Source organism: Pseudomonas sp. TE9122, from assembly GCF_056278925.1.
Genome location: NZ_JBWBQI010000001.1, coordinates 4,359,679 through 4,383,418, shown reverse-complemented (window position 1 = coordinate 4,383,418; position 23,740 = coordinate 4,359,679). Strand labels below are relative to the sequence as shown.

The 23,740-nt window shown below is 60.7% G+C and carries 25 protein-coding genes, 2 pseudogenes and 1 riboswitch; of the genes and pseudogenes, 12 read left to right on the top strand and 15 right to left on the bottom strand.

The genetic code is table 11. The features are described 5' to 3' along the window. Window positions 1–5: 5 nt before the first annotated feature. From ACZ9BE_RS19695 to ACZ9BE_RS19680, 4 genes are all read right to left on the bottom strand, one after another. A complete protein-coding gene (locus ACZ9BE_RS19695; protein ID WP_056790272.1) occupies window positions 6–947 on the bottom strand; it encodes a MerR family transcriptional regulator in 942 nt (313 codons plus the stop codon). Continuing rightward, window positions 947–1,909 carry a YbgA family protein gene (locus ACZ9BE_RS19690; RefSeq protein WP_041479992.1) on the bottom strand — a complete coding sequence of 321 codons (963 nt, stop codon included), beginning with the start codon at window positions 1,907–1,909 and terminating at the stop codon, window positions 947–949. The genes ACZ9BE_RS19695 and ACZ9BE_RS19690 overlap by 1 nt, the downstream gene beginning before the upstream one ends. A 214-nt stretch (window positions 1,910–2,123) precedes the next feature. Then, entirely contained in the window at window positions 2,124–2,339 is a 216-nt protein-coding gene (locus ACZ9BE_RS19685; RefSeq protein WP_041479991.1) for a TIGR02450 family Trp-rich protein, read from the bottom strand. Next, entirely contained in the window at window positions 2,336–3,322 is a 987-nt protein-coding gene (locus ACZ9BE_RS19680) for an NAD(P)/FAD-dependent oxidoreductase (protein ID WP_252884827.1), read from the bottom strand. Before ACZ9BE_RS19680 ends, ACZ9BE_RS19685 begins: the two co-directional genes overlap by 4 nt. A gap of 197 nt (window positions 3,323–3,519) precedes the next feature. Between ACZ9BE_RS19680 and ACZ9BE_RS19675 the strand changes: the two genes are divergently transcribed. Further along, the gene (locus ACZ9BE_RS19675; RefSeq protein WP_476249838.1) at window positions 3,520–4,422 is read left to right on the top strand and encodes a TIGR01777 family oxidoreductase; all 903 of its coding nucleotides are present in this window, start codon (window positions 3,520–3,522) and stop codon (window positions 4,420–4,422) included. A gap of 13 nt (window positions 4,423–4,435) precedes the next feature. Next, complete coding sequence (gene hemH / locus ACZ9BE_RS19670; RefSeq protein ID WP_476249837.1) at window positions 4,436–5,461, top strand: ferrochelatase; 1,026 nt, start codon at window positions 4,436–4,438, stop codon at window positions 5,459–5,461. 106 nt (window positions 5,462–5,567) lie between these two features. Here hemH and ACZ9BE_RS19665 read toward each other — a convergent pair whose 3' ends face one another. Then, window positions 5,568–6,842, bottom strand: coding sequence for a uracil-xanthine permease family protein (locus tag ACZ9BE_RS19665; protein ID WP_016773229.1), 1,275 nt, complete (start codon window positions 6,840–6,842; stop codon window positions 5,568–5,570). A 2-nt stretch (window positions 6,843–6,844) separates the two neighbouring features. Continuing rightward, window positions 6,845–7,485, bottom strand: a pseudogene (gene upp, locus ACZ9BE_RS19660) (uracil phosphoribosyltransferase). 165 nt (window positions 7,486–7,650) lie between these two features. On the opposite strand from upp, the gene ACZ9BE_RS19655 reads away from it, so the two are divergent. From ACZ9BE_RS19655 to ACZ9BE_RS19645, 3 genes are all read left to right on the top strand, one after another. Further along, window positions 7,651–8,208, top strand: coding sequence for a hypoxanthine-guanine phosphoribosyltransferase (locus ACZ9BE_RS19655; RefSeq protein WP_016773231.1), 558 nt, complete (start codon window positions 7,651–7,653; stop codon window positions 8,206–8,208). 178 nt (window positions 8,209–8,386) lie between these two features. Continuing rightward, window positions 8,387–8,866 carry a hypothetical protein gene (locus tag ACZ9BE_RS19650; protein ID WP_236168902.1) on the top strand — a complete coding sequence of 160 codons (480 nt, stop codon included), beginning with the start codon at window positions 8,387–8,389 and terminating at the stop codon, window positions 8,864–8,866. 63 nt (window positions 8,867–8,929) lie between these two features. Further along, complete coding sequence (locus ACZ9BE_RS19645) at window positions 8,930–9,217, top strand: PA4642 family protein (protein WP_041479985.1); 288 nt, start codon at window positions 8,930–8,932, stop codon at window positions 9,215–9,217. Between the two features lie 137 nt (window positions 9,218–9,354). On the opposite strand, the gene mqo is transcribed toward ACZ9BE_RS19645, so the two are convergent. Continuing rightward, the gene (gene mqo / locus ACZ9BE_RS19640; RefSeq protein ID WP_476249836.1) at window positions 9,355–10,863 is read right to left on the bottom strand and encodes a malate dehydrogenase (quinone); all 1,509 of its coding nucleotides are present in this window, start codon (window positions 10,861–10,863) and stop codon (window positions 9,355–9,357) included. 704 nt (window positions 10,864–11,567) lie between these two features. After that, window positions 11,568–11,801: a hypothetical protein gene (locus ACZ9BE_RS19635; RefSeq protein WP_039761314.1), complete on the bottom strand. Its 234-nt coding sequence runs from the start codon at window positions 11,799–11,801 to the stop codon at window positions 11,568–11,570. A 205-nt stretch (window positions 11,802–12,006) separates the two neighbouring features. Here ACZ9BE_RS19635 and ACZ9BE_RS19630 point away from each other — a divergent pair, with 205 nt between their 5' ends. Then, the gene (locus tag ACZ9BE_RS19630; RefSeq protein WP_039761315.1) at window positions 12,007–12,591 is read left to right on the top strand and encodes a YajG family lipoprotein; all 585 of its coding nucleotides are present in this window, start codon (window positions 12,007–12,009) and stop codon (window positions 12,589–12,591) included. 349 nt (window positions 12,592–12,940) lie between these two features. Here the strand turns inward: ACZ9BE_RS19630 and ACZ9BE_RS19625 are convergent, their stop codons facing one another. Beyond that, a complete protein-coding gene (locus tag ACZ9BE_RS19625; protein ID WP_095181665.1) occupies window positions 12,941–13,147 on the bottom strand; it encodes a hypothetical protein in 207 nt (68 codons plus the stop codon). A 193-nt stretch (window positions 13,148–13,340) separates the two neighbouring features. On the opposite strand from ACZ9BE_RS19625, the gene ACZ9BE_RS19620 reads away from it, so the two are divergent. Next, on the top strand, window positions 13,341–13,619 hold the full coding sequence (locus ACZ9BE_RS19620) for a hypothetical protein (RefSeq protein ID WP_016770663.1): 279 nt from the start codon (window positions 13,341–13,343) through the stop codon (window positions 13,617–13,619). A gap of 132 nt (window positions 13,620–13,751) precedes the next feature. Here the strand turns inward: ACZ9BE_RS19620 and ACZ9BE_RS19615 are convergent, their stop codons facing one another. Continuing rightward, on the bottom strand, window positions 13,752–14,918 hold the full coding sequence (locus ACZ9BE_RS19615; protein ID WP_041479984.1) for a 1-acyl-sn-glycerol-3-phosphate acyltransferase: 1,167 nt from the start codon (window positions 14,916–14,918) through the stop codon (window positions 13,752–13,754). Window positions 14,919–15,056: 138 nt separating this feature from the next. Here ACZ9BE_RS19615 and ACZ9BE_RS19610 point away from each other — a divergent pair, with 138 nt between their 5' ends. The 3 genes from ACZ9BE_RS19610 to ACZ9BE_RS19600 are packed head-to-tail and all read left to right on the top strand — an operon-like array spanning window position 15,057 to window position 16,168. After that, the gene (locus tag ACZ9BE_RS19610; RefSeq protein ID WP_041479983.1) at window positions 15,057–15,239 is read left to right on the top strand and encodes a CPXCG motif-containing cysteine-rich protein; all 183 of its coding nucleotides are present in this window, start codon (window positions 15,057–15,059) and stop codon (window positions 15,237–15,239) included. A 9-nt stretch (window positions 15,240–15,248) separates the two neighbouring features. After that, a complete protein-coding gene (locus ACZ9BE_RS19605) occupies window positions 15,249–15,509 on the top strand; it encodes a putative signal transducing protein (RefSeq protein WP_041479982.1) in 261 nt (86 codons plus the stop codon). Window positions 15,510–15,544: 35 nt separating this feature from the next. Continuing rightward, window positions 15,545–16,168 (top strand): SOS response-associated peptidase, encoded by a 624-nt coding sequence (locus ACZ9BE_RS19600; RefSeq protein WP_039761324.1) that lies wholly within the window; start codon window positions 15,545–15,547, stop codon window positions 16,166–16,168. 205 nt (window positions 16,169–16,373) lie between these two features. Here the strand turns inward: ACZ9BE_RS19600 and ACZ9BE_RS19595 are convergent, their stop codons facing one another. Beyond that, on the bottom strand, window positions 16,374–17,117 hold the full coding sequence (locus ACZ9BE_RS19595; RefSeq protein ID WP_371915155.1) for a methyl-accepting chemotaxis protein: 744 nt from the start codon (window positions 17,115–17,117) through the stop codon (window positions 16,374–16,376). A 111-nt stretch (window positions 17,118–17,228) separates the two neighbouring features. Continuing rightward, a pseudogene (locus tag ACZ9BE_RS19590) lies at window positions 17,229–17,426 on the bottom strand (HAMP domain-containing protein); the annotation flags it as partial. A 1,340-nt stretch (window positions 17,427–18,766) separates the two neighbouring features. Here ACZ9BE_RS19590 and ACZ9BE_RS19585 point away from each other — a divergent pair. Beyond that, window positions 18,767–19,585 (top strand): M48 family metallopeptidase, encoded by an 819-nt coding sequence (locus ACZ9BE_RS19585; RefSeq protein ID WP_016773242.1) that lies wholly within the window; start codon window positions 18,767–18,769, stop codon window positions 19,583–19,585. A gap of 157 nt (window positions 19,586–19,742) precedes the next feature. Here the strand turns inward: ACZ9BE_RS19585 and ACZ9BE_RS19580 are convergent, their stop codons facing one another. From ACZ9BE_RS19580 to ACZ9BE_RS19570, 3 genes are all read right to left on the bottom strand, one after another. Next, window positions 19,743–20,327: a TMEM165/GDT1 family protein gene (locus ACZ9BE_RS19580; protein WP_016773243.1), complete on the bottom strand. Its 585-nt coding sequence runs from the start codon at window positions 20,325–20,327 to the stop codon at window positions 19,743–19,745. 88 nt (window positions 20,328–20,415) lie between these two features. After that, window positions 20,416–20,540: riboswitch (yybP-ykoY riboswitch) on the bottom strand. A gap of 39 nt (window positions 20,541–20,579) precedes the next feature. Next, on the bottom strand, window positions 20,580–21,578 hold the full coding sequence (locus tag ACZ9BE_RS19575) for a class I SAM-dependent methyltransferase (RefSeq protein ID WP_056790248.1): 999 nt from the start codon (window positions 21,576–21,578) through the stop codon (window positions 20,580–20,582). A 33-nt stretch (window positions 21,579–21,611) separates the two neighbouring features. Continuing rightward, on the bottom strand, window positions 21,612–22,577 hold the full coding sequence (locus tag ACZ9BE_RS19570; protein ID WP_460138348.1) for a 2-hydroxyacid dehydrogenase: 966 nt from the start codon (window positions 22,575–22,577) through the stop codon (window positions 21,612–21,614). A 286-nt stretch (window positions 22,578–22,863) separates the two neighbouring features. Here ACZ9BE_RS19570 and ACZ9BE_RS19565 point away from each other — a divergent pair, with 286 nt between their 5' ends. After that, the gene (locus ACZ9BE_RS19565; protein WP_056790244.1) at window positions 22,864–23,493 is read left to right on the top strand and encodes a LysE family translocator; all 630 of its coding nucleotides are present in this window, start codon (window positions 22,864–22,866) and stop codon (window positions 23,491–23,493) included. The last annotated feature ends 247 nt before the right edge of the window (window positions 23,494–23,740 follow it).

The window sequence follows — 23,740 nt, the reverse complement described above, 5'->3', positions numbered from 1 at the left end:
CATCATCAAATCAATCCGCGCTCGAGCAGCGCCTGGTGTGCGGCAAGCGGATCTTCAGCCAGGAACAGATCGGCAGTCTGGGCGGTGCGTGCGGACAACTCGGTGTGGTGAATGTGCACCGTGGGGCCAGCAATCAAGGTCGGGCAATTGACGTTTGCCAACAGCTTGGGCAACTGCGCCAGTTGCATGGCTTTGCTCGAATACAGCAGCACGCCACGGGCTTGCAGATGCTCGACGGTCAGCGCCAGTTCACCGGCCGGCAGTGGCCAGTCGAACACTTGCACCGGGCAATCGGCACTGCTGATCAGCCATGCGCACAGCCACAGATGCGGCTCCAGCGGCAGGTCGGAATGATTGATCAACAACAGCGGCGCCGAATGCAGCTGACGGTTGTTATGGTAGATGCGTGCGCCGAATTTGCTGCGCAACCAGGAAAAGAAAAACGTCCGTTCCATCTGTGCGCCGAACTGGCCCTGCCAGCGCTGTTCGAGCTCGGCCAGCAGCGGCATCAGCAATTGCTCGCACAACGTCCGTGGCGGATACAAGGCGATGGCCTGATTGACGCTGTCATCCAGCGCGCGCTCATTGAGCGATGTGACCGCCGACAGCAAGGTCTGATGCAGACGCTGCCAATCGTTTTCCACGGTTTCCGTGAAGGCCTGCGGCGCATCGAGCAGTGGCTTGACCTGGCTGACCGCAACGCCACGGTTGAGCCAGGTAAGGATGGCCATGATCCGCTGCACATGTTCAGCGCTATACAGTCGATGGCCCTTGGGCGTGCGCTGAGGCACCACCAACCCATAGCGACGTTCCCACGCGCGCAGGGTGATGGCGTTGACGCCTGTCTGCCGCGCGACTTCGCGAATCGGCAACCAGCCCTCGTCGAGGGCTTTCTTGAAGTCGGCGCCGAGGTCTTCCTGGGCGCTGCTGTCGGTTTTATCGTTCATTAGATCGCGTTTCGCAGACTGAGGTTTTCCGGATGCGGCTGCAGGTAAACCTGCTGCGCGATGTACGGGTCCGGATGGAGTCGAAAGTGGTGTTTGAGCAAGGTCAACGGCACCACCAGCGGCACGATGCCCTGGCGGTACTGACCGATGATCTGCTGCATTTCCTGTTTGTCTTCGGCGCTCAGCGATTGTTTCAAATAACCACTGAGGTGCAGCAGCACGTTGCAATGGGTGCCGCGAGTGGCGCATTTCTTCAGCGCGGCCATCAGCTCGCTGAAATAGCGCGGGCCGAGTTCGGCGGGATCGCTGTCGGCCATGTTGCCGAGCATCTTGCCGAGGTTTTTGTATTGCAGCGGGTTGTGCGCCATCAGCAGGTACTTGTAGCGCGAATGGAACTCGGTGAGGGCGCGGCGGCTCAGGCCCTCGGCGAGCACTTGCTGCCAGGCGCTGTAGGCCAGGACGCGGGTGATGAAGTTTTCCCGCAGCACCGGATCGTTGAGGCGCCCGGCTTCTTCCACCGGCAGATCCGGATGCTGTGCACAGAATGCCTGCGCATAGATGCCGCGTCCGCCACCGTTCACTGGCGCGCCGTTGTCGTGATAGACCTTGACCCGTTCCAGCCCGCAGGAGGGCGACTGCTGCATGAAGATGTAGCCGGACAGGTCCTGCAACTCGGCGGCCATTTTCTCGCCGTACTCGGCCAGCGGCCTGGTTACGTTGATGGTCCGGTCAACGGTGCCGACTGCCTCGGGTTGCTCAGGGTCGCCGACCAGCCGAATCGGCTCACGGGGAATGCCCATGCCGATGGCGACTTCCGGGCACAACGGGACGAAATCGAAATATTCGGTGAGGGTACGGCTGCACAGCCGCGATTCCTTGTGCCCACCGTTGTAGCGCACTTCTTCGCCCAACAGGCAGGCGCTGATGGCGATCTTCGGCTTGGACAGGGAAGCAGTAGACATGAGCACCTCGAATCTATACCTGTACAGAGAGTTATCTCTGTACAACTTTTCCTCAGCATAGATCGATGGATGTACAAGTCAAATGATTTGTATAAGATTTTTCTACAGCGCTGAATATGTGGGAGCGAGCCTGCTCGCGAAAGCGGTGGGCCAGTGAATGAAATTGCATTTGATACAGCGCTTTCGCGAGCAGGCTCGCTCCCACAAGGGAAATCTATTTCCAGCCCAGTAACCAGTGCTCGCTGTCTTTCAGCACCTGCCAATCCATCCGCTCGCTACGCTGGGTCAACACCGCCTGCAATTCAACTTCCAGCACCGTACCTTCCTCGTCGCGGATCAGTTCGGTGACCAGAAAATGTTTTTCGCGATTTTGCGGATGGGCTGCTGTCCACTTCGACAGCAGCAATTTGCGCGGATTGATGCGATTCATTGCAGGTGTTCGTGCAAGCGACGTGCAGCCTCCTGACCGCTCAGCCAAGCGCCTTCAACGCGGCCCGACAGGCACCAGTCGCCGCAGGCGTACAAGCCCAGGTCGGCGTCGGCCAGCGTGGTCCACTCGTGGCCGGTAGCGGGGCGCGCATAGAGCCAGCGGTGGGCGAGGCTGAAGGTCGGCGCAGGCATGGCGCTGTGCAGCAGTTCGGCAAAAGCACCGTGCAGATGTTCGATTACTGCTTCCTTGGAGAGGTCGATGTGTTGCCGGCTCCAGGCGCTGGTTGCATGCAGCACCCAAGTGTCGAGAGTGCTGTCGCGCCCGGGTTTGCTGCGGTTGCGCGCCAGCCAGTCGAGCGGGCTGTCCTGTACGAAGCAGCCTTCGATCGGCGTATCCAGCGGGGTTTCAAAGGCGAGGGCGACGGCCCAGGTCGGCTCCATTTTCACCCCGGCAGCGACGCCGGCAAGTTTCGGTGCGGCGGCCAGCAGCGCGGTGGCTTGCGGTGCCGGTGTGGCGATCACCACATGGCTGAAGGGGCCGTGGGTGCAGCCGTCGGCGTCCTGCAGATGCCAGTGCTCTTCGCCGCGATAGACCTCGGTGATGCGGCAGGCAAACTGCACGTCCAGGCCATCGAGCAGGCCACGGGTGATGGCGCTCATGCGCGGCGTGCCGACCCAGCGGGTCTGCTCGTCGGGCGACATGTTCAGTTGGCCGCCCTGGAAGGTGTACAGCTGCGGCGCCCACTCGGCGGCCCAGCCCCGGCTCTGCCAGCGCTGCACTTCGGTGACGAAGCGCCGGTCGCGCGCGGTGAAGTATTGAGCGCCCAAGTCCAGCGAGCCGGCGTCGCTGCGCTTGCTCGACATGCGCCCCCCGCTGCCGCGGCTTTTATCGAACAGTTGAACGGTATGCCCGGTCTCTGTCAGAGCCTGAGCGGCGGAGAGCCCGGCGATGCCGGTGCCGATGATTGCGATAGGTACAGTCATAGGGGCCTCGTTTACCTTTCTGTACAGACTACGCCGTCGATGAAACCTGTACAATTCTGTTTTTTGGTATAACTTCTAGCGTTCTCGTTCTGACAGCTTGGCCTATTGTTAAACCATAGAGCCTGCCCGATCGAAAAGATCCCTGCCTATAAAAATAGACTAGTGATCCGGGTTAAACGCCACGCGAGGAAGATGTCATGCACATATTGCTGACCGGCGGTACTGGTTTGATCGGACGTCAGCTCTGCCGGCACTGGCTGGAGCAGGGCCATCGGCTGACGGTGTGGAGTCGCCGCGCGGAAAAAGTCGCGCAGATCTGCGGCTCGCAGGTGCGCGGGATTGCCCGTCTGGAGGACCTCGGCGAAGAGCCGCTGGATGCGATCGTCAATCTCGCCGGCGCGCCGATTGCCGACCGCCCCTGGACCCATCGTCGCAAGGCGTTGCTGTGGAGCAGCCGCATCACCCTGACGGAAACGCTGCTGGCGTGGCTGGAAACTCGCGCGCAGAAACCGTCGCTGCTGATTTCCGGCTCGGCGATCGGCTGGTACGGCGACGGTGGCGAACGCGAGTTGACTGAAGAATCACCGCCGGGCATCGACGACTTCGCCAGTCAGTTGTGCATCGCCTGGGAAGAAACCGCCCTGCGCGCCGAAAACCTCGGCATCCGCGTGGTACTGGTGCGAACCGGTCTGGTGCTGTCGGCTGAGGGCGGCTTTTTGTCGCGGCTGTTGCTGCCGTTCAAGCTCGGGCTGGGCGGGCCTTTGGGCAATGGTCGGCAGTGGATGCCGTGGATTCACATCGACGATCAAATCGCCCTGATTGATTTTCTTCTGCACCGGAATCAGGCGAGCGGTCCTTATAATGCCTGCGCGCCGAAACCTGTGCGCAACCGCGAATTTGCCAAGACTCTGGGCAGTGTGTTGCACCGCCCGGCGTTCATGCCGATGCCGACCCTGGCGCTGAAAGTCATGCTCGGCGAGCTGTCACTGTTATTGCTTGGCGGCCAGCGCGCGACGCCGGCACGCTTGCTCGAAGCGGGGTTCAGCTTCCGCTTTACGGATTTACGCGCGGCTCTGGATGATCTCTCCAGCCGCCTCTGAAATAGGACGTTGCATGACCGATCACGCTTTGCTTCTGGTCAACCTGGGCTCTCCGGCCTCCACCTCGGTGGCCGATGTGCGCAGCTACCTCAATCAATTTCTGATGGACCCCTACGTGATCGACCTGCCATGGCCGCTGAGGCGGTTGCTGGTGTCGCTGATCCTGATCAAGCGTCCCGAGCAATCGGCACACGCCTATGCCTCGATCTGGTGGGAGGAGGGCTCGCCGCTGGTGGTGCTCAGCCGCCGCTTGCAGGAGCAGATGACCCGGACGTGGAAACACGGCCCGGTGGATCTGGCGATGCGCTATGGCGAGCCGTCGATCGAAACCTGTCTGCTGCGTCTGGTCAAAGCGGGACATAAGAAGATCACTCTGGCGCCGCTGTACCCGCAGTTCGCCGACAGCACCACGACCACCGTGATCGAAGAAGCCCGGCGCGTGCTGCGCGAGAAGAAACTCGACGTGCAGTTGTCGATCCTGCAACCGTTCTACGATCAGCCGGAATACATCGAGGCACTGGCCGCCAGCGCTCGACCACATCTGCAGCAGGACTACGATCATCTGCTGCTGAGCTTTCACGGCTTGCCTGAGCGCCATCTGAGCAAACTCGACCCGACGGGCAATCACTGCCTCAAGGGCGCCGATTGCTGCCAGACCGCCTCGCCGGAGGTATTGGCGACCTGTTATCGCGCGCAGTGTTTCCGTACCGCCGCCGCCTTCGCCAAAACCATGGGGCTGGCGGACGGCAAATGGTCGGTGTCGTTTCAGTCACGCCTGGGCCGGGCGAAATGGATCGAGCCGTATACCGAAGCGCGGCTGGATGAACTGGCCAAAAGCGGGGTGAAAAAGATTCTGGTGATGTGCCCGGCGTTCGTCGCCGATTGCATCGAGACGCTGGAAGAGATCGGCGATCGCGGCAAGGAACAGTTCCGCGAAGCGGGGGGCGAGGAGTTGGTGCTGGTGCCGTGCCTGAACGACGACCCGCAATGGGCCAAGGCGCTGGCGACCCTCTGCGAACGAGCGCCGCTGGCCCTTTAAAAGCTTCGCGAGCAGGCTCGCTCCCAGAGGTTGAAATGCATTCCAGACCTGTGGGAGCGAGCCTGCTCGCGAATGCTATCTGTCAGGCGATGAAGATCCGAAAGCCTTAGATCAGCGGCTCATCCGCCTTCTTCTGCTTCCAGCCATCATTGCCCGGCAGGATCAGGTTCAGCGCAATCGCCACCACCGCGCACAGCGCGATGCCTTTGAGGCCGAAGTCATCAGGACCGGTGCCGGTGCCAACCAGCACGCCGCCGATACCGAACACCAGCGTCACCGAAACAATCACCAGGTTGCGCGCTTCGCCCAGGTCGATCTTGTGGCGGATCAGGGTGTTCATGCCCACTGCCGCGATTGAACCGAACAGCAAGCACAGAATCCCGCCCATTACCGGCACCGGAATGCTTTGCAGCAGCGCGCCGAACTTGCCGATGAACGCTAGGGTGATGGCGAAGATCGCCGCCCAGGTCATGATTTTCGGGTTGTAGTTCTTGGTCAGCATCACCGCGCCGGTCACTTCGGCGTAAGTGGTGTTGGGCGGGCCACCGAACAGGCCGGCGGCCGTGGTGGCGATGCCGTCACCGAGCAGGGTGCGATGCAGGCCCGGCTTCTTCAGGTAATCGCGACCGGTCACGCTACCCACGGCAATCACGCCGCCGATGTGTTCGATCGCCGGGGCCAGCGCCACCGGAACGATGAACAGAATCGCCTGCCAGTTGAACTCGGGCGCGGTGAAGTGCGGCAGGGCGAACCATGGCGCTGCAGCAATTTTCGCCGTATCGACCACGCCGAAATAGAACGACATGGCAAAGCCCACCAGCACGCCGGAAATGATCGGCACCAGACGGAAGATGCCCTTGCCGAAGACCGCCACGATCAGCGTGGTCAGCAGCGCCGGCATGGAAATCATCATCGCCGTCTGATAGTGGATCAGTTCGGTGCCGTCGCCGGCCTTGCCCATCGCCATGTTCGCGGCAATCGGCGCCATGGCCAGGCCGATGGAAATGATTACTGGACCAATCACCACCGGTGGCAGCAAGCGGTCAATGAAGCCGGTGCCTTTGATCTTCACGGCCAGGCCGAGGAAGGTGTAGACGAAACCGGCCGCCATCACCCCGCCCATGGTCGCGGCGAGGCCGAACTGGCCCTTGGCGAGGATGATCGGCGTGATGAAGGCGAAGCTCGACGCGAGGAACACCGGCACCTGACGGCCGGTGACGATCTGGAACAGGATCGTCCCCAGACCTGCGGTGAACAGTGCCACGTTCGGGTCCAGGCCGGTGATCAGCGGCATCAGCACCAGGGCGCCGAAGGCCACGAACAGCATCTGCGCGCCGGACAGCACCGTGCGCCAGAGCGGATCGTTGAACTCTTGCTGCATGGTCACGCGTCCTTCTGCTTGGTGCCGAAGATCTTGTCACCGGCGTCGCCAAGCCCAGGAATGATGTAGCCGTGCTCGTTCAAGCGTTCATCGATGGACGCGGTGTAGATGGTCACGTCCGGGTGCGCCTGTTCGACCGCAGCAATGCCTTCCGGCGCGGCCACCAGGACCATGGCGCGAATGTCGCGGCAACCGGCCTTTTTCAGCAGGTCGATGGTGGCAACCATGGAGCTGCCGGTGGCGAGCATCGGGTCGATGATCATCGCCAGGCGCTCGTCGATTTCCGGTACCAGTTTTTCCAGATAGGTGTGCGCTTGCAGGGTCTCTCTTCGTTGCGGGCAACGCCCACAGCGGAGACCTTGGCGCCCGGGATCAGGCTGAGCACGCCTTCGAGCATGCCGATACCGGCACGCAGGATCGGCACGACGGTGATCTTCTTGCCGGCGATCTTCTCCACCGACACGGTGCCGCACCAACCGGCAATGTCGTAGGATTCGAGCGGCAGATCTTTTGTAGCTTCATAGGTCAACAGGGCGCCGACTTCCTGAGCGAGCTCGCGGAAATTCTTGGTGCTGATGTCAGCGCGGCGCATCAGGCCGAGTTTATGACGGATCAGCGGATGGCGGATCTCGAGGATGGGCATGGGAAAGGCTCCGGCGGCGGGCAAAAAAACCGGCCTAGATTAATCTATCCGAGGGTGATGTCCTATAGGACATTCTGTACGTTAGTCCATAAGAGCTTGATTCGACCTCGCGGGATGCGTACCTTTGCCCGCTTTTCCAATTCCGCCAACCCCCTGGAGAGCGCCATGTCCGCTGATCTCGAGCATATCCGTCAAATCATGCGAGAGGCTGACTGCCTGTACACCGAATCTGAAGTCGAGGCGGCCATCGCTCGCGTCGGTGCACAAATCAACGAACAACTGGCTGACAGCAATCCGGTGGTGTTCTGCGTGATGAACGGCGGCCTGATCTTCTCCGGCAAACTGCTGACGCATCTGCAATTCCCGCTGGAAGCGTCCTACCTGCACGCGACCCGTTATCGCAACGAAACCAGCGGCGGCGACCTGTTCTGGAAAGCCAAGCCGGAAGTCTCGTTCATCGACCGCGACGTGCTGATCATCGACGACATCCTCGATGAAGGTCACACCCTGGGCGCGATCATCGACTTCTGCAAACACGCCGGCGCACGCAAAGTGCACACCGCCGTGCTGATCGACAAGGACCACGACCGCAAGGCACGTCCTGACCTGAAAGCCGATTTCGTCGGCCTGCCGTGCATCGACCGCTACATCTTCGGTTATGGCATGGACTACAAAGGCTACTGGCGCAATGCCAACGGGATTTACGCCGTTAAAGGCATGTAAGAACCTGCATTGCCCCCTGTGGGAGCGAGCCTGCTCGCGAAGGCGTCGTGTCAGTCAGCATCATTGAAAACTGACACACCGCTTTCGCGAGCAGGCTCGCTCCCACAGTTGTTTTTATGTGTGCTGATCCTTGCGCGACAGCCATGCTAGAGTGCTCGGCCCCGCCCCCGGAGCTGTCATGCGCCTCTTGATCCGCAGCCTCGCCGCCCTGTTGCTGTCCATCAGCCTGCCGCTGTCCGCTGCGCCGATGCACAGCCAGTTCCTGCCGCCGGACGATCTGACCCTGCGCGACGCTGAACCCGAGCAGCAGCAACTGCTGCAGGTCAGCGAATATTCGGTGGTGGTCGGTGCGCAGCGCCAGTCCAATCAGCAGCCGATTCCGGTCACCTCGTCCTTGTTGATCCGCCTCAAGGGCAAGTCTCTGAACAAAGGTGCGAACATCAACCAGGTGCTGGTGAGTTTCGACGGCGAAAGCAAAAGCCTGAAGAAACCGGCATATAACGATAAAAGCAAAACCCTGACGCTGTTCTATCCGCTCGCTCAATACCGCGTGGTGATGGATCTGCTGCGCAACGACACGGTGTATGTGCAGTTCCTCAGTTATGCCAATGGCCATATCTGGGCCGATCTTCATACCGGGGCGATTCGTCCGCGTTGAGCCGGGCGGCCGGGCAAGGGTAAACTGCCCGCCCCGTGTCATGTCTGCGAGCTGGAGTCGGCAATGCGTAAAGATAAGAAACAAGTGATTGGTGACGAGATCGGCGATGAGCAGATCAAGCTGTTCCTCGATTTTGAGCCGGTCGACGCCACTTCGCCGTCGCTGCACAAACTGATCAAGGCCTATCGCGGTTTGCGCATCGATGATTTCGAGCGCTTTCTGGGCTTCTTCGTTGCGGCGGGTTATGACGTTGATGGCAAGGATGAGCAGGGCAAGACCTTTGTTGACCTGATCGCCGATCAGCGCAACGCCCCGGACTACATCGAGCTGATCGAAAAGTCCCGCTCCTGAGATCAAAAGATCGCAGCCTGCGGCAGCTCCTACAGGTTGAACACAAAACCTGTGTAGGAGCTGCCGAAGGCTGCGATCTTTTGCTTTTCAAGGCCATGAAAAAACGCCCCGATCGGGGCGTTTTTTATGCGGCAAGATCAAGCGTAGCTTGGGGTCTCGCTGCTTTCTTCAACCAGTTCCAGGGCGATGTTGTTCTGCGTGTTGATCTTGCGATACAGCGCAGCATCGGTTTCCAGAACCTTTTCACGGGCCGGGAAGATCTCGGCCAGTTTGCTTGCCCACTCGCCGGACGCCTTGGCCGGGAAGCACTTCTCGATCAGCTCGAGCATGATCGAAACGGTCACCGACGCGCCTGGCGAAGCGCCGAGCAGGGCGGCGAGGGAGCCGTCCTTCGCCGCGACCAGTTCGGTACCGAACTGCAGGATGCCGCCCTTTTTCGGGTCCTTCTTGATGATCTGCACCCGTTGCCCGGCCACTTCCAGGCGCCAGTCTTCGGCTTTCGCCTGCGGGTAGAAACGCCGCAGGGATTCCAGGCGCTGTTCCATCGATTGCATCACTTCGCTGACCAGGTACTTGGTCAGGTCCATGTTGTTTTTCGCCACCGCCAGCATCGGCCCGATGTTGCCGGCGCGCACCGACATCGGCAGGTCCATGAAGGAGCCATGCTTGAGGAACTTGGTGGTGAAACCGGCGTATGGCCCGAACAGCAGGGATTTCTTGCCGTCGACGACGCGAGTGTCGAGGTGCGGCACCGACATCGGTGGCGAACCTACGGCCGCCTGGCTGTAAACCTTGGCCTGGTGGTGCTTGACCACTTCCGGGTTATCGCAGCGCAGCCACTGGCCACTGATCGGGAAGCCACCGAAGCCTTTGCTTTCTTCGATGCCCGAAGCCTGCAGCAACGGCAGGGCAGCGCCACCGGCACCGAGGAAGACGAACCTGGCGTCGACTTCGCGGGTGTTGCCGTTGTTGACGTCCTTGATGCTGACGGTCCAGCCGGCGCCGTTACGCTTGAGGCCAGTCACGCGCTTGCAGTACTTGACCTGGGTGTCCGGGGCACTGCTCAAATGCTTGAGCAACTGATTGGTCAGGGCGCCGAAGTTGACGTCGGTGCCGTTCATCACACGGGTGGCGGCGAGGACTTCGTCCGGCGAGCGGCCCGGCATCATCAGCGGCATCCACTCGGCCATCTTGCCTTTGTCTTCGGTGTACTCCATGTCGGCAAACGCGTGGTGCTTGCTCAGGACATTGAAGCGTTCCTTGAGGAACGACACACCGCTCTCGCCCTGAACGAAACTAAGGTGCGGTACCGGACTGATGAAGGATTTGCACGAGCCGAACGTGCCCTTTTTGGTCAGGTACGACCAGAACTGCTTCGACACCTCGAACTGGGTGTTGATGTGCACGGCTTTCTTGATGTCGACGCTGCCATCGGCAGCCTGCGGGGTGTAGTTCAGCTCGCACAGGCCGGCGTGACCGGTACCGGCGTTGTTCCACGGATTGGAACTCTCGGCGGCGCCGGAATCCATCAGCTCGACGACTTCCAGCTTGATCGCGGGGTCGAGCTCTTTGAGCAGTACGGCCAGGGTGGCACTCATGATGCCGGCCCCTACCAGAACTACGTCGACTGCTTCGTTATGCGCCATTTAACGCGTCTCCCAAATCTGCAGCACCAAATTGTCGGCATGGCTGCCAGGCGTTCCAGGGCAGGTCAGTGGGCCCGGGCTATCCGTGGTCAGGTGGGCCATGTCCGAATCTTCGCAATTTTTCGCAACTTCGACGGATGCGTGCGGCCTGGTTTCAAGCGTTCCATGAACGCATTTTCGCGCAGGGCTGGCAATTCGACTTATGGTCGAGTCATCCGTTTTCGTGCAACCAAATCCGTAGCGGACAGGCTTCAGGCTCCGATGTTCGAGGTATACCCGGTCCTGTGTCGTTGGGCTGTTTCAGACGCTAATGGTGCATGTTCAGACGCAAAACTATTCATTTGCTCGCCACACTCTTGTGAAGTTGTGAAAACCCGTTTTTTTCACGCTCTTTTGAAGACGTGAACCTCAAAAAAGGGCTGCCTTGGCCTGGCACCTGCCCGCTAGGGCAAAACAACGCGGTGGCCGAGCGAATGACAGCTCTGCAGATTCGCGAAAAGCGGGTTTTTGCCGGAAGAACAGGCAAGCGCGCCAACTTCACTCGATCTGTGTGGGCGGCTCTCTGTGGGCGATTTTGATGTCGATGCATGCGCATTGACGCTGTTGCGGGGCCCGATCAGGAGACGTCCTTATAATCGGGGGGAGATTGTAGCGAAGAAATGCGCGCAGTTGCTCGTGTTTAATGACTTTTATTAGGCATCCGGTCAGATGCTCAACTGCACCTGACCCCGTGCGCGCATTTGTCGCGGTACGACCCGGGCGCTGGCGGGCAGCGGCTGGTTCAGCCAGGTCAGGCGGATTTCTTCGATTTCCACCCAGCCGTCGCCCATCGGTTGCAGGCTGCACTGCTTGAAGGCCTGGCAATGACCGTTGCGGTCGAGCAGGGCAAAGCTGCGATGCAGCGGGCGTGGGGCGAACAGCGAGATCAGATAACGCATGGCAGAGTTCCTTGAAGGAGGACTGCTGTGAAGCTTGCCGGTGGGCCGTGACGTCGCGGTGTATGGACGGTGAAGAATGTGTGACAGGAACCGCTTTCAGCGGGGTTTGTCAGACATTTCAGTATTCACTGTGCGACGCTGGTTACGCGCAGTGGCCCACCGCTATACTGCCGGCCTGTTTGTGCCTGATTCTGGAGAGAAGAGCATGTTGCAACGCCTGTTGTTCGGTTTGATCACTGTCGCCGGTTTGACCCTCGCCGGCTGCGCCCACAGCCCGCAACAACTGAATCCGGAGCCAAAGCTGACCACGCAATTGCCAGCGGTCGGTCGCGGCCAGCCGGTCATCGTGCGTGTGGTCGACGGTCGTCCGTCGCCGACCCTCGGTACCCGTGGCGGTCTGTATCCGGAAACCAGCGCCATCACCGTGCAGCGCGAGCAGATCCTGCCGAAGCTGCAGGCCCAGGCCGAAGCTGCCGTACGTCTGCTCGGCTTCACCCCGACCACCAGCGCACCTAACGCGCCGCAGCTGACCGTGACCCTGGCCGAGCTGAAATACCAGTCGCCGAAAGAAGGCATGTACGTGACCGAAGCCACCATCGGCGCGACCTTCCGCTCCGACGTGCAGAACGCCAACCGCCGTTACAGCGGCCGTTACGGTGCGTCGCTGGACCAGCGCTTCGGCATGGCGCCGAATCAGGAGACCAATACCAAATTGGTCAGCGATGTATTGAGTGACGCACTGACGCGTCTGTTCAAGGACCCGACCGTGGGTCAGGTGCTCGCTGAGTAAGCTTGCAGCGGATATAAAAAAGCCCGGGGCCAGTGATGGTTCCGGGCTTTTTTGTGGATCTGAGATTTGTATCGTATGGGAAATCGATTCCCCTCACCCCAGCCCTCTCCCGAGGGAGAGGGAGCCGATCGCGTGTGCTTCAAAACCTGAGTTCGGCGCGGTATCTCATGTCGGCGTATCTACCGCAAACACCTCAGTCAGTCCCCTCTCCCCAAGGAGAGGGAGCCGATCGCGTGTGCTTCAAAACCTGAATTCGGCGCGGTATCTCAAGTCGGCGTATCTACCGCAAACACCTCGGTCAGTCCCCTCTCCCTCTGGGAGAGGGCTAGGGTGAGGGTGCTTTTGACGTTCAGGCAGCCTGAGAATAAAAATCGAGCACGCTCACTCCGGTCAGCAAATCCGTCTCGGGCAAGTCCGCATGCTGATGCCCGCCCAGCGCGCAATACACCAGCCAGTGCCGATCCTGCACGTTGAAGGCAAGGCTGCCGATCAGGCTTTGCTGGTCGTCGTAAGGAGTGATGAGGTACAGGCGATCCTGGTTTTCCGCGTGCAGCATGTCGCATTCCATTCGGGTTTCGAGGCGCGCAGGGTGAAGCATCCACGTGACGATGCCATGACACAGGACAGCCATCGGTCGATTATCAGGTTATTTGTCGCAAAGGCTGGGGCAGGACGTCAGGGTTTGGGTAGAATCCGCGCCGCGGTCGTCGGTCTGGCGTCTGCCACACCGGTTAAGTTCGAGGTCTGTGATGTCGCTGCACTTGATGACGCTGTTTACCGCCCATCCCGCCAAGTTGATCAACCTGCTGGCCTTGCTCCTGGCCTTTCCGGGCAGCTGGCTGCTGCACGCGACCCGCCGCCGTGAGCAACGCGCCCAGGCCAGTCTGGCGGCACAGCGCCAGGCGCAGCCCAATGCCGAGCCGATGCTCGATTGGGCGACGTTGCGCATGAACCGGTTTTTCTATCGCTTTGGATTTGCTTGCCTGGGCCTGGCCCTGATCGTCTCGTGGATCAGCACGCGCTTCTGAAAGCAAAAGCAAACCCTGTGGCGAGGGGATTTATCCCCGCTGGACTGCGTAGCAGGTCCCGTTTTTCTCAGGTAAAAACTTGGGAGCGCTGCGCACTCCAACGGGGATAAATCCCCTCGCCACAGCCGTTGCCTACAGCGGCAACCCAGCCTTGACCCGATACTGATTGCGCACCGGCGTCGCATATTGCAGCACCAGGTACGGACGATGCTCAGCGGGGCAGGCGTCCAGACGGCTTTGCCACTCATCCTGCGCCTTGGCCAGTTCGTCAGCCGGGAACACCTCGGCCGCCGTCGGCACATTCAGTTGCGGATCGGCATCCGCCCACTGCGCGTACGCCAGGTAATGCACCGGGAACAACCGGTAGCCGCCGAGAATCTGCTTGTCCATCTCGATCGCCAATTGCTTGGTGTCCTCGAACACCTCAGTGATCGGCGCGGCAAAGTTCACGTGGACCCGGCCCTTGTAGCCGGTGATGCCCTTGGCAATGCTCACGTCATCCTCGCCCGGCGCCTTGGCGTAGGTGCCGGTGGTGGCGCGGATGTAGAGTTCGCGGGCCTTGGCCTGGTCGCAGGGGTCGTACTCATAGCTGATCGACACCGGCGTCACGTTGAGCGAGCGGATCACTTCGCCGAACGGCTCGTCCTTGCGGCTCATGTGGAACATCTTGAGGATCGCCGACTCGGTGCGGTCGTCGCCGTCCTTCGCCCGACCTTCAGCCTGAGCAATCCAGATCGAGGCGCAATCGTTGCGGATCGAGTGATTGATGTACGCCGACAGCAATTGATACGCCGCCATTTTCTCGCGACGGCCGGTGATCGAACGGTGGACGATGAAGCTCTTGTTCAAGCGCATCAGGTCACTGACAAAAGGCTTCTGCAGCAGGTTGTCGCCAATCGCGATGCGCGGCGTCGGCAGGCCGGCGTGGTACACGGCGTAATTGACGAAGGCCGGGTCCATGACGATATCCCGGTGGTTGGCGATGAACAGGTAGGCGCTGCCGGACTTGAACTGCTCGACACCGGTATACGTCACGCCGTCGGTGGCGCGCTCAATGGTGTGGTCGACGTAGAACTCGACTTTGTCCTGTAAGGTAGCCACGGAATTCACGTCGGCAAACTCACGACGCAGCCGATGGGCTATAAGAGGTTTGAGCATCCAGCCGAAGGCACCGGCAAAACGCGGGAAGCGGAAGTGGGTGAGGATATCTAGAAACGCCTTGTCGCCGAGCAGCCTTGCCAGTACCGCAGGTACTTCGCTGTCGTCGTAAGGTCGGATGGCATCGAATTCGCCCATCATGCTCTCTTGTTGGAAACGGCTAGGGTAAGTAAAGGGTTTGATCGAAAACCCGCAGGGCACGGTCTGAAAAGTAGCCAGACAAAAATAGCCCTGCAAATAGACCGGCGATTATACGCACAAGTCACTTGGGAGACCGCGATGCTGGAAGATGCACGGTATGAATGTCCGTATTGCGGTGAGGAAGTCGAGACCACGCTGGATTTGTCCGGCGGCGATCAAACGTATATCGAGGATTGCCAGGTGTGCTGTCGTCCGATCACCTTTGTCCTGCAAGTCCATGAGGACGAGTGGCATCTGGAAGTCTTCAGCGAAAACGAGTGAGGGCCGCGTATGCAGCGCATCTACGAACCGGCGAACCTGATGGAAGGCGAGATGCTCAAGGGCATGCTCGCCAACGAAGGAATCGAGGCGCACCTGATCGGCTGTGATCTGGTGGGCGGTACGGGTGAACTGCCGATCTTCGGCCTGCTCGGGCTGTCGGTGGATAACGATCAGGCCGAATACGCCCGCGAGCTGATCAACTTGTACAATGCCGCGCTGCCGCTACACGGCGACGAACCGGAGAGCTTCCCCGGGACGCTGGTCTGTTAGGCTGGCGCTGGTTTTATTCAGAGTTATGTTGCCCCATGTGTGGACGTTATGCCCTGTTTCGCTGGAACCGCGACTTTGCGGCCCTGCCAGGTTTTCCCGCCGATCAACAGGCGCAGTGGAACATTTCCCCCAATGATTCGGTGTTGATGCTGCGTGCCGACGAAGACGGCCAGCGCACGTTGGCCCGTGCGCGCTGGGGCCTGACACCGCCGTGGCTGACCGATCTGTCGAAGACCCCGGCCCATGCTCGCGCCGAAACCGTGGCCGAGCAGCCGATGTTTCGTGAGGCGCTGCGTCTGCGGCGTTGCCTGCTGCCGGCCAACGGTTTCTACGAATGGCGCGGCACTCAGCGCAAGCGGCCGTACTGGTTGACGCCGGGGGAGGGCTCGTCGTTGTTTTTCGCCGCGATCTGGGAAGCGTATCCGGTGCAGGAACAGGTCTGGCTGAGCACGGCGGTAATCACTCAATCGGCGGCGAGTCAGCGGCGACCGTTGATTCTCGATGAAGCGGGGCAGGCTGCCTGGCTTGATCCCGAAACGCCGCTTCATGTGTTGCAGGGTTTGCTCGCCAGTGAACCGGCGGCGCTGCGTGAGCGGGTGTTGGCGAATCTGGTGAATGATCCGAAGTTGAATGGGCCGGAGTGTTTGACCCCGGCTTGATTTGCGTGGATCAAAAGCCCCTCACCCCAGCCCTCTCCCGGAGGGAGAGGGAGCCGAATGGGGATACTTCAGAGGTACACCGACCTGAACGATCTGTTGTGAATCCATAATCGACTGTTTTTTTCAGGTCGATGTATAGCGCAAGACATCGCGGTCGGTCCCCTCTCCCTCCGGGAGAGGGCTAGGGTGAGGGGCTCTTGATCTTTCAGACCTTGAATTGATTGATCAACCGCCGCTGCTGTTCCGCCAGTTTGGTCAACCCGGCGCTCGCCGAACTCGATTCATCCGCACCGCCGGCCACTTCATTCGCCACCTGACCTATGTTGATCACATTGCGGTTGATGTCGTCGGCCACTGCGCTTTGCTCTTCTGCCGCACTGGCGATCTGCGTGTTCATGTCGTTGATCACCGACACGGCCTGGGTGATCGTTTCCAGCGCTTCGGCCGCTTTCGCCGCGTGTTGCACGCTTTCGTCGGTGCGGTTCTGGCTGTCTTCCATGACGCGCACCACATCGCGGGTGCCCTGTTGCAACTGCTGGATCATGCTCTGGATTTCTTCGGTGGCCTTCTGGGTTTTCTGCGCCAGATTGCGCACTTCATCCGCGACCACGGCAAAACCGCGACCCTGCTCGCCGGCGCGCGCGGCTTCGATCGCCGCGTTCAGTGCCAGCAGATTGGTCTGTTCAGCGATGCCGCGAATGGCAGTGAGGATGGCGTTGATGTTTTCGCTGTCCTTGGCCAGCGTCTGCACCACCTCGACAGCCTTGCCGATTTCCACCGCCAGTACGCCAATCGAATTCGAGGTGTCGCGGACGATCTGCATGCCCTGGCTGGCGGCCTGATCGGCGTGGCTTGCCGCTTGTGCTGCCTGGGTGGCGTTGCGCGCCACGTCCTGGGCGGTAGCGGTCATTTCCTGCACCGCTGTCGCCACTTGATCGATTTCGGCCATTTGTTTCTGCACGCCGATGTTGGTGCGGATGGCGATGTCGGCGGTGTGTTCCGAGGAATCGCTGACGCTCTGCACCGAGGTCACCACCTGGGTGATCATCGCCTGCAACTTGCCGAGGAAGGTGTTGAAGCCTTTGGCAATCGAGCCCAGTTCATCGCTGCGGTCGCTGCTCAAGCGCCGGGTCAGATCGCCTTCGCCCTGAGCGATGTCATCGAGCATGGCGACCATTTGCTTGAGTGGCCGCGCGATGCCGTGACCCACCAGCCAGATCACCAGCAGGCCGATGCCAGCGATGATCAGACCGACCATGGCCATGCCGAAGGTGTCGGATTTGCGCTGGGCATCAAGGTCGGCCTGGAGGTTTTGCAGATCGGCCATGACGGCGTTGAGCGGCAATTGCAGCATCAGCGTCCAGCGTGCGTCGGTCTGGCCGATGCCGAACGGCAGGTACAGTTCGATGCGGCCCTTGGCCTGATTCACCGCATAGGTGACCTCGTCGCGCTTGAGGTTGGCGAGATTGCTGGCCTGTTCGGCGTCGAGAATGTCGCTGACTTTTTCGCCGAATTTGCTCGAATCCTTGGTATAGGCAACGATCCGCCCATTGCCGCCGACCAGGGCCATTTCACCGGCGCCGCTGTAAAGCTTATGGTTGGCGGCGAGGAGCATGTCCTGAATGAAGTTCACCGAGAGGTCGGCGCCGACGATGCCCTGGAACGCCCCGTTGACCATGATCGGTTCAATGAACGAGGCGAGCATGACGATCTTGTCGCCGACCTTGTACGGTGCCGGGTCGATCACGCAGGCTTTCTTCGTCTCTTTCGAGCACAGGTAGTACTCGCTGGCGCGCACCCCGGTGGACAAGGTTTTCTGATCGTCGACATCGGCCAGTTTGTCCACGCCCAGACTGCCGTCGGTATTGCGGAACCACCACGGCAGGAAACGTCCATTGGCTGGATCGATACCGACCACGGCGCTGCCGATGTAGGCCGCGTCATTGTGGTCCAGTGCGTTTTTTTCCCAGCCGATGTAGGTGCCGAGAACCTTCGGGTTCTTTTCTACGTTTTCCTTGATCAGGCTGATCAGTTGCTCGCGGCTGACGCTCAGGCGCGGCTGGCCATCGGCGGCGGTTGTGCCGAGCAGGGCGTTGACGCGTACCAGACCGCCGGCAATCAGCAGCGGCGCTTCGAGTTCGCGCTGGATCTGGCTGACCTGGGTCTGCGCCAGCGAGGTCAGGCGCTGTTCGATGACTTGCTCGAACTGCGCCTGGGTGCGCTGTTGCACCATTTCTTGAGTGCGGGCGCCGGAGAACAGCGCGTACAGCACCAGCGCCGCGACCACGCTGAGGACGATGGCGCCGGCCAGAGCGGCGACGGAAAACTGGATCGACTTGAACTTCATGGGAGCTCCGCACGCAAGAGGACAATCTGCGAGGGATTTATCGGCGGGGTGGGCGCGGCCATGAGAGACGCTGGTCGGAATCGCCGCGCGATGTCGCTGATGGATCGGTGCACGGCGGATTCAATGCGCGTTGAGGAATTTCCAGCCAGTCTTGCGGCCTTAGGTGGATGTACGCGCAATGCGTCCGTTGTATCTGGCGCCAATACAATTAGCCGCCTAGGATACGCCTCAGGTTTTCAGGGAGCTTTTGAATGAACAAGACATTAGTGGTAAGTGCTTTGAGCGCAGCGCTGTTGCTGGCCGGTTGTCAGTCGGTCAACACCACCAGCGGCGGCGCCGTGGGCGTGGAGCGCAAGCAGTACATGTTCAGCATGCTGTCCTCGCAAGAGGTCGACCAGATGTACGCACAGTCGTATCAGAAGACTGTCGGCGAGGCGTCGAGCAAAGGTGTGCTGGACAAGACCAGCCCGGAAGCCAAACGCGTGCAGACCATCGCCAACCGCTTGATCGCCCAGGCGCCAACCTTCCGCCCGGACGCGGCGCAGTGGCAATGGGAAGTCAATCTGATCAAGAGCGATGAGCTCAACGCCAACTGCGGTCCCGGCGGCAAGATCATCTTCTACACCGGGCTGATCGATAGCCTGAAACTCACCGACGATGAGATCGCTGCGGTCATGGGCCATGAAATCGCCCACGCCCTGCGCGAGCACGGCCGTGAGGCGATGTCCAAAGCCTATGGCATGGAAATGGCCAAGCAGGGCGCCGGCGCTTTGTTCGGTCTGGGTCAGGACAGCCTGGCGCTGGCCGACACCGTGGCCAACTACGGCATGACCTTGCCCAACAGCCGCGCCAACGAAAACGAAGCCGACCTGATCGGCCTGGAACTGGCCGCCCGCGCCGGTTACAACCCGAACGCGGCGATCACCCTGTGGGACAAGATGAGCAAGGCTTCCGAAGGCGCGCCACCGGAATTCATGAGTACTCACCCGGCATCGAGCAGCCGCATTGCTGCGTTGCAGGCAGCGATTCCGAAGGTGATGCCGTTGTACGAAAAAGCCCCGAAGTCCTGAGCCAATGATCGTTCCCACGCTCTGCGTGGGAATGCAGCCCGGGACGCTCTGCGTCCCATTGGAACGCGGAGCGTCCCTTGAGGCATTCCCACGCAGAGCGTGGGAACGATCCTTCAAATCCCCTCACCACAGGTTTTGGGTAGTTCAGTAGACGGGGTTAAACCCAGCCGCTGCTCTGCATCGCTTTATAAACCGCAACAATCGCCAGAATCATGAACGCCGAAGCCGCGAGGCGGCGGATCAGGGTCAGCGGCAGTTTCTCTGCGGCAAAATTACCCGCCAATACCACCGGCACGTTGGCAATCAGCATGCCCACTGTGGTGCCGATGATCACCAGCCAGAGTTCCGGATATTGCGCGGCGAGCATCACCGTGGCGATCTGGGTCTTGTCGCCGATTTCCGCCAGGAAGAATGCGATCAGTGTGGTCAGGAACGGCCCGAACTTGCGCGCCGTGCTGGCCTCGTCGTCATCCATCTTGTCCGGGACCAGTGTCCACAGTGCCGTGGCGGCGAAGCTGGCGGCGAGGATCCAGTGCAGAACGGCGTCGGAGAAGAAACTGCCGAACCAGGCGCCTACCGCACCGGCTGCTGCGTGGTTGGCCAAAGTCGCGGCGACAATCCCGGCAATGATCGGCCAGGGTTTGCGAAAGCGAGCGGCGAGAATCAGCGCGAGCAGTTGCGTCTTGTCGCCGATTTCGGCCAAGGCAACGATAGCGGTGGGAACGAGTAGCGAGTCCAGCATCAGGGATTTCCTAAGGGGCGGGTCGACACGGCTATGACACGTACAGCCTTCCCGCCCCGGGTAAGGTGTGCGTGTCATAGGTCTTGTCAAACCCTGCGATCCGTCTGGTGCGGACGCTTGGGTCGCATACGCCATGATCTGAGGATCAAGTATGTTGACGTATGCCGGACGAGCTTGGCGCTCGTGGGAGACTACTCCCCTAGGACGGAGCGGATTCTGCCTAGGCAAATCCGATTGGGCAAGAACAAATTTTCAACCGCGCTTGGCCCGGTAAATCCGGAAACCGTTGCCTTCAGCCTTGATCGCACACACGCCCAAGTGCTCCTCGATCAACGGCTGATACTTGAGAAAGCTGTTCGCCACAAGGCGCAGTTCGCCACCGTTTTTCAGATGTTTCGCTGCTTTTCGCAGCAGGTTCTCCGTAGCGAAATAATCGGTGTGCACGCCGACATGGAACGGCGGATTGCTCAGAATCGCGCTCAAACCCATTGGCGCGGCATCGATGCCGTCGCCGGTCAGCACTTCCGCCTCCAGACCGTTGGCGGCCAGGGTCAGACGGCTGCTGGCGGCGGCGAACGCGTCGACATCCAGCAACGTCACCTGATTGTGCGGATAGCGACGTTTCACCGCAGCCCCGAGCACGCCGGCGCCGCAACCGAAGTCGAGCAGATGGCCGCTCGGCAGTTTGTCCAGATGCTCCAGCAGCAGGGCGCTGCCGCGATCCAGTCGACCGTGGCTGAACACGCCCGGCAAACTGATGACTTTCAACGGCCCTTCGGCCAGGGGCAGTTCGTAGGTCTGCGCAAGACTTTCCAGGGATTTCGCTTCAGGCGCATTGGCCACGGTGACTTGCCAGAGCTGGCAGTGCCGGGCGCTGTCGAGTTTGCGTGGCTTGCCGAACGGATTGAGCTGTTTGGATGCGCCTTCGATGCCGCTGCGTTTTTCCCCGACCAGAAACACCTCACGCCCGGCCAGACGCGACGCCACGGCGTTGAGGATGTAATCGGTCAGGTCCTTGGATTTGGGCAGAAACACCACAGCGCTGTCGAACTCACGCTCGGGCACGTTCACGCCGAACTGACTGCGGCCCTCGAAACGCGCGTCCAGTGCGGCTTGATCGCCAGCGTGCCAGCACCAGCCGAACGCGTTGGGCAGGCGTCCGAGCAAATCATCGGCGGGCAGGCCGGCCAACAGCAGCGAACCCTGGAATAACTCGGCCTGACGAAGCAGTACTTCACTGCGCGGATCCATAACTGCTCCTTGAAAAAAAAGTGCCGCAGTTTATCAACTGACGACCCGCAGCGCCTCACCGCTGAAGAACGCCTGGGCGTTTTCGCTCAGTTGCCCGACGATACGCTGGCGCGCCTCGCGGCTGCCCCAGGCGTTGTGCGGGGTGACGATCAGGCGCGGGATATCGGCGGCGAGCAGCGGATTGCCCTGGGTCGGTGGCTCGACACTCAACACATCGGTGGCCGCACCGCCGAGATGACCGCTGCGCAAAGCGTCGGCCAGCGCCTGCTCATCAATCAGGCCGCCGCGGGCGGTATTGACCACAAATGCGCCGGGCTTCATTGAGGCCAGTTCGCGGGCGCCGATGAAATGCCGGGTGTGCTCGTTGAGCGGGCAGTGCAGGGTAAGGGCGTCGATCTGCGGCAGCAGTTCTTCCAGCGGCAAGCGATCCGGCCGAGCCGGGCGCCCGGGAATCTGTCCGAGCAACACACGCATGCCGAACGCTTCGGCCAATCGCGCCACGGCGCCACCGAGCTCGCCATGGCCGAGCAGGCCGAGGGTTTTGCCTTGCAGTTCGACGATCGGGTAGTCGAGCAGGCAGAACTGTTTCGCCTGCTGCCAGCGGCCTGCGCTCACAGCTTTCTGATAGTCGGCCAGGCGCGTGGCGAGGTTGAGCAACAGCATGATCGTGTGTTGCGCCACCGACGGCGTGCCGTAAGCCTGGCAATTGCACACGGTGATGCCGTGAGCGCGGGCGGCAGTGAGGTCGACATTGTTGGTGCCGGTGGCGCTGATCAGGATCAGTTTCAGTTGCGGGTTGGCAGCCATTGCAGCGGCGTCGATCACGACTTTGTTGGTGATCGCCACACTGGCGCCGTGCAGGCGTTCGCTGACCTGTTCCGGCAACGTCTGGGCGAACAGCTGCAAGTCGCTGAAGCATTCGCGCAACGGACCGAGGTCCAGATCGCCGAGATCCAGCGAAGGGTGATCAAGGAATACCGCGCGGCGCGTGTTCGTCATCAACTGTACCTTTTGTGCTGTGAGCGGAGGGCGTACCCTGCCGAGCCTACCAGATGAAACAAATCGTTACGCTGACCCCGCAGCGGACACATAACCTTGTGGCGAGGGGATTTAGCGAAACGTCGCACCGCCCCGATCGGCTGCGCAGCAGTCGCAAAATCACTGCCTGCGGGCCAGGCAGAAGTTTTTAGCGCTGCTTCGCAACCCATCGGGGATAAATCCCCTCGCCACAGGACTGCGTTCTTTTCAGATTTTTTATTGACCAAGCTGCCCCAAAGGAGCCCCCATGTACTGGACCGAGTTCTTGACCGTTGCCCTGATCCATCTGCTCGCCGTTGCCAGCCCCGGCCCGGACTTTGCCGTGGTCGTGCGCGAGAGCGTGACCCACGGGCGTCGCGCCGGCACCTGGACCGCGCTGGGCGTGGGCTCGGCGATTTTCCTGCATGTCGGCTATTCGTTGCTCGGCATCGGTCTGATCGTGTCGCAATCGATCGTGCTGTTCAACGCGCTGAAGTGGGCCGCCGCCGCGTATCTGCTTTACATCGGCTTCAAGGCCTTGCGCGCGCAACCGGCGAAAACCGTCACCGATGACTTGCACCGGGAAACCGGCGTACGCACCGCGCGGGGCGCGTTTACCTCGGGCTTCGTCACCAACGGCCTGAACCCGAAAGCCACGCTGTTTTTCCTCTCGCTGTTCACCGTGGTGATCAATCCGCACACGCCGCTGGCCGTGCAGGCCGGTTACGGCGTTTACCTGGCGGTGGCAACGGCGATCTGGTTCTGTCTGGTGGCGATGCTGTTCAGCCAACACCGCGTGCGCGCGGGCTTCGCGCGCATGGGCCACTGGTTCGACCGCACTATGGGCGCGGTGCTGATCGCTCTCGGCGTGAAAATCGCGTTCACCGAAATGCACTGACCGGGCCGCGTTGTTCTCTTGCAGGAGCTGACGAGTGCAACGAGGCTGCGATCTTTTGATCTTGTCTTTTCATAAGCAAATCAAAAGATCGCAGCCTTCGGCAGCTGCTACAGTGGCCATATCCAATTTCCCGATACCTGGGTGCTGGCGCAAAGCTAGCATTTGTACGGCTCTGCAAATCATTCCTTTGGCTGATTTGACTGTCAGGCAGGCGCACTAGAGTACGAATCTCTCCGCCAACACCGTG

Coding starts and splice junctions, on each gene's coding strand:
- ACZ9BE_RS19695 (WP_056790272.1), bottom strand. CDS start 947: ATGAACGATAAAACCGACAGCAGCGCCCAGGAAGACCTCGGCGCCGAC.
- ACZ9BE_RS19690 (WP_041479992.1), bottom strand. CDS start 1,909: ATGTCTACTGCTTCCCTGTCCAAGCCGAAGATCGCCATCAGCGCCTGC.
- ACZ9BE_RS19685 (WP_041479991.1), bottom strand. CDS start 2,339: ATGAATCGCATCAATCCGCGCAAATTGCTGCTGTCGAAGTGGACAGCA.
- ACZ9BE_RS19680 (WP_252884827.1), bottom strand. CDS start 3,322: ATGACTGTACCTATCGCAATCATCGGCACCGGCATCGCCGGGCTCTCC.
- ACZ9BE_RS19675 (WP_476249838.1), top strand. CDS start 3,520: ATGCACATATTGCTGACCGGCGGTACTGGTTTGATCGGACGTCAGCTC.
- hemH (WP_476249837.1), top strand. CDS start 4,436: ATGACCGATCACGCTTTGCTTCTGGTCAACCTGGGCTCTCCGGCCTCC.
- ACZ9BE_RS19665 (WP_016773229.1), bottom strand. CDS start 6,842: ATGCAGCAAGAGTTCAACGATCCGCTCTGGCGCACGGTGCTGTCCGGC.
- ACZ9BE_RS19655 (WP_016773231.1), top strand. CDS start 7,651: ATGTCCGCTGATCTCGAGCATATCCGTCAAATCATGCGAGAGGCTGAC.
- ACZ9BE_RS19650 (WP_236168902.1), top strand. CDS start 8,387: ATGCGCCTCTTGATCCGCAGCCTCGCCGCCCTGTTGCTGTCCATCAGC.
- ACZ9BE_RS19645 (WP_041479985.1), top strand. CDS start 8,930: ATGCGTAAAGATAAGAAACAAGTGATTGGTGACGAGATCGGCGATGAG.
- mqo (WP_476249836.1), bottom strand. CDS start 10,863: ATGGCGCATAACGAAGCAGTCGACGTAGTTCTGGTAGGGGCCGGCATC.
- ACZ9BE_RS19635 (WP_039761314.1), bottom strand. CDS start 11,801: ATGCGTTATCTGATCTCGCTGTTCGCCCCACGCCCGCTGCATCGCAGC.
- ACZ9BE_RS19630 (WP_039761315.1), top strand. CDS start 12,007: ATGTTGCAACGCCTGTTGTTCGGTTTGATCACTGTCGCCGGTTTGACC.
- ACZ9BE_RS19625 (WP_095181665.1), bottom strand. CDS start 13,147: ATGCTGCACGCGGAAAACCAGGATCGCCTGTACCTCATCACTCCTTAC.
- ACZ9BE_RS19620 (WP_016770663.1), top strand. CDS start 13,341: ATGTCGCTGCACTTGATGACGCTGTTTACCGCCCATCCCGCCAAGTTG.
- ACZ9BE_RS19615 (WP_041479984.1), bottom strand. CDS start 14,918: ATGATGGGCGAATTCGATGCCATCCGACCTTACGACGACAGCGAAGTA.
- ACZ9BE_RS19610 (WP_041479983.1), top strand. CDS start 15,057: ATGCTGGAAGATGCACGGTATGAATGTCCGTATTGCGGTGAGGAAGTC.
- ACZ9BE_RS19605 (WP_041479982.1), top strand. CDS start 15,249: ATGCAGCGCATCTACGAACCGGCGAACCTGATGGAAGGCGAGATGCTC.
- ACZ9BE_RS19600 (WP_039761324.1), top strand. CDS start 15,545: ATGTGTGGACGTTATGCCCTGTTTCGCTGGAACCGCGACTTTGCGGCC.
- ACZ9BE_RS19595 (WP_371915155.1), bottom strand. CDS start 17,117: ATGGCCGAAATCGATCAAGTGGCGACAGCGGTGCAGGAAATGACCGCT.
- ACZ9BE_RS19585 (WP_016773242.1), top strand. CDS start 18,767: ATGAACAAGACATTAGTGGTAAGTGCTTTGAGCGCAGCGCTGTTGCTG.
- ACZ9BE_RS19580 (WP_016773243.1), bottom strand. CDS start 20,327: ATGCTGGACTCGCTACTCGTTCCCACCGCTATCGTTGCCTTGGCCGAA.
- ACZ9BE_RS19575 (WP_056790248.1), bottom strand. CDS start 21,578: ATGGATCCGCGCAGTGAAGTACTGCTTCGTCAGGCCGAGTTATTCCAG.
- ACZ9BE_RS19570 (WP_460138348.1), bottom strand. CDS start 22,577: ATGACGAACACGCGCCGCGCGGTATTCCTTGATCACCCTTCGCTGGAT.
- ACZ9BE_RS19565 (WP_056790244.1), top strand. CDS start 22,864: ATGTACTGGACCGAGTTCTTGACCGTTGCCCTGATCCATCTGCTCGCC.